The sequence below is a fragment of the Amycolatopsis sp. NPDC059021 genome (genome assembly GCF_042739895.1).
Taxonomy (GTDB): Bacteria; Actinomycetota; Actinomycetes; order Mycobacteriales; family Pseudonocardiaceae; genus Amycolatopsis.
Window position 1 is genome coordinate 1 of the sequence record NZ_JBHYIQ010000223.1, and the last position, 1,302, is coordinate 1,302.

The 1,302-nt window shown below is 64.7% G+C and carries 2 protein-coding genes; one reads left to right on the forward strand and one right to left on the reverse strand.

Going from position 1 to position 1,302, the window contains the following annotated elements; translation table 11 throughout:
- Positions 1-552: glucosaminidase domain-containing protein (locus ACFWX1_RS48150; RefSeq protein WP_378396637.1), on the reverse strand; the 552-nt coding region annotated here is incomplete at its 3' end.
- Between the two features lie 183 nt (positions 553-735).
- Here ACFWX1_RS48150 and ACFWX1_RS48155 point away from each other — a divergent pair.
- The coding region (locus tag ACFWX1_RS48155; RefSeq protein ID WP_378396638.1) for a hypothetical protein at positions 736-1,302 on the forward strand (567 nt) is incomplete at its 3' end.

A 1,302-nucleotide genomic window follows, 5' to 3' on the forward strand; every position in this document is an offset into this window, starting at 1 on the left:
CGAACGCCGCTTCCCCGGCCCGCCGGTGTCGAAGCGGTAGAGGTCGTACCTGCGCATCAGGGAGATGACCTTGTCGGCGTAACTCCCGTCGGTGGCGTACTTCTTCGCCACCTCGCGGATGAACCGGTCCGGGTCGTGCCGGAACGGCAGGGCTCCGGCGTAGTTCGGGCTGGTGGTGAGCAGCCTTCCGTAGTCGCGGAACGAGTCCTCCATCGAGCGGTACACGCGGAAGTACGCGGTCACCGGATGACAGCTCGGTGTGCACTCGGTCGTCTGGTAGGCATGGCAGCCGGTGGCGATCGGCCCGGGATTGGTGGCGCTCGTGCACTTGAAACCGAAGTAGTTGCGGTCGGCCGTGGACAGTGCGCTCGCGCCCCACCGGGATTCGTGGCCCGCCTGGCCGACCGTGACCGACGCGGGGATGTCGTACTCGGCGCGTACCCGCTGCGCCGCCGGCCCCGCGACCGCGATGAAGTCCTCCTCACCGCCCGCGAACGCCGCCGGGGCGACGATGCCGGACAACGCCAGGCCCAGGAATGCCGTGGCACCCACGGCGACCCCTCGAGAAAGGATATTCCGCTTTCGTGATCTCATGACCCACCTTCCAGGGAATGCTGTCGGGAAAACCCTGGAAGAAGTCGCTGCAAATCGGGTCAAGACGGTCTTGTAGATCTTTTTTAGGCGCTCCGCCAACGATGCGGGAGATGGTTTCCTGACCGCTAAGAACGGAAAGACATGAGAAAGCTATTCGAGTTCCACAGAGTTTCGTGGCGTTTGCTGGCCACGTTGCTCGCGATCATCGGGTTCGCCGGTGTCACCACCGTCGTGACGACGTCGGCGGCGCAGGCGTCAGACCTCGGTGGCCCGATCGCGCGCAGCGAGGTCATCTGGCGCGCCCAGTACTGGGTGGATCACCAGCCAGGGCCCTACAACCAGGGCGCCTTCTCACCGGGCCCCGGCGGGGACAAGAACTACCGCAGGGACTGCTCCGGGTACGTCTCGATGGCCTGGCACCTCAACGACAACCCGTGGACGGGATCGCTGGCGAGCTACGCGCACGAGATCTCGCGCGGGGATCTCAAACCCGGGGATATCATGCTCTTCGCGGGCACACACACCTTCCTCTTCGACCACTGGACCGACGACAAGGGGAACTTCGTCTACTATTCGTTCGGCTCGACCCCGGTGAAGCACCGTTCGGCCAACATCGGCAGCGGGTCGCTCGACGGCCATCCCAATGGCAGCTACCGCGCCTACCGGTACAACAAGATCATCGACGACATCCCCGGCAAGAAGCGATTC